Source organism: Marinobacter sp. EVN1, assembly GCF_000475375.1.
Taxonomy (GTDB): Bacteria; Pseudomonadota; Gammaproteobacteria; order Pseudomonadales; family Oleiphilaceae; genus Marinobacter; species Marinobacter nauticus.
Window position 1 is genome coordinate 1 of sequence record NZ_AXCB01000066.1, and the last position, 875, is coordinate 875.

Consider the following 875-nt stretch of genomic DNA (forward strand, 5'->3'; position numbering starts at 1 on the left):
TAACGCCAGAGCGCACCGGCGCACGTTAGTGCGTCCGCGTGACGCGAATTGTTAGGTGTGATCACCGCAATGCGCCTGCATAGCTAAAAACTATTTTCTTCGACTCCATGTTATCGAACTGCATTTTCCACATGCTCCCAGTGGCTCTGACCAATTCGGCTACAAAAGAAGTAACGTAGGATAGTACTAAGCATGAAAAAGCGTTTTGCAGGCCAGTTCCTTTCAGTTTGGAGTGGACAACAGCGCTAATAGCTGAAGGGGTCGAGTGAGTATTGGTGGATAACAGCTTATAGATTCCATTAAAGAATTCGACGTCCATCCCTCGCTTTTCAACGATTTCTGTCTGATTGAATTCCGCGCACCTACGGCCTTTAAGAATTTGTCTTTGGACTTCAGGCAGAAGTGCCGAAAAAAAGATGCTGTCTTTGATGATAGCTTTTATCTGATCAGATTCTTGAATGAGTAGTTCTAGCTCTCCCTCCTCGGCACCAAGAAATCGACCAATTCTTAACCTTGCTCGAAAGTCATGAAAATCATAAAGATGGAAACGGAATTCCGATAGGTTACGATCTGTCTGATCGACGCAGTAGTACCAATGAAGATTTGCAGCTTCAATCAAATTTCGCGAAATAGAACAAAAAGAGGGAAAGTCAAAAAGATCTCCCGGATCGGTAAATCTCGAACCTGGCAAAATCCTTAACAAAGACAAGCACTCCGGCACGATCTTCGCGAGATAATACGTTGAGGTCTTTTTCTTTCTGCATGGAGTATCCATACCACCGAAGTGCTGAGAAAGCTCGTATGCGATATCAGCAATCCGATCGAGATCCATCATCAAGTCGTTGAGATCCCTCATATTCCCTTACACCTAACGC

1 protein-coding gene is annotated in these 875 nt (G+C 44.6%); it reads right to left on the reverse strand.

The features are described from left to right. Positions 1-61: 61 nt before the first annotated feature. Positions 62-856 carry a DUF5677 domain-containing protein gene (locus Q674_RS37160; protein ID WP_023009729.1) on the reverse strand — a complete coding sequence of 265 codons (795 nt, stop codon included), beginning with the start codon at positions 854-856 and terminating at the stop codon, positions 62-64. Positions 857-875: the final 19 nt, after the last annotated feature.